The organism is Pseudoalteromonas sp. T1lg75 (genome assembly GCF_002964705.1).
Classification (GTDB): domain Bacteria; phylum Pseudomonadota; class Gammaproteobacteria; order Enterobacterales; family Alteromonadaceae; genus Pseudoalteromonas.
On the sequence record NZ_PQCD01000058.1, the window covers coordinates 1 to 412 of the forward strand.

Consider the following 412-nt stretch of genomic DNA (forward strand, 5'->3'; position numbering starts at 1 on the left):
AGAGCAATCATATTCAAAGGAAATGGATATGTCTTATCATGCATTACAAAAAGGTCGCTTCTCACAACCCCAACAAGAATACTTCATTACCTTTTGCTGCGCTCGGCGTGCTCCTCTTTTCCTCTGTCCGTAACTTGCACAATTGTTTTGTTCCAGCATCGATTACAATGAGCAGGCTACTTGTTGTCGATGGCTGGCTTGGGTACTAATGCCAGATCACTATGGCTGGAGTACCAGGATTTGAACCTGGGAATGGCGGGATCAAAACCCGCTGCCTTACCGCTTGGCGATACTCCAGCAATAGAGTTTGATAGTTTTAGTTCTCATCAAGAACATGGTGCGGAAGGTGAGACTTGAACTCACACATCCGAAGATACTGGAACCTAAATCCAGCGCGTCTACCAATTCCGCC

Annotated in this window: 1 protein-coding gene and 1 tRNA gene; one reads left to right on the plus strand and one right to left on the minus strand. The window is 46.1% G+C overall.

Features of this window, described 5'->3' with window-relative positions; translation table 11 throughout:
* On the plus strand, positions 1-209 hold a 209-nt coding region (locus C2M36_RS17035; RefSeq protein ID WP_234399189.1), incomplete at its 5' end, for a hypothetical protein.
* Positions 210-222: 13 nt separating this feature from the next.
* Here C2M36_RS17035 and C2M36_RS15130 read toward each other — a convergent pair.
* A tRNA-Gln gene (locus tag C2M36_RS15130) sits at positions 223-297 on the minus strand.
* Between the last annotated feature and the right edge of the window lie 115 nt (positions 298-412).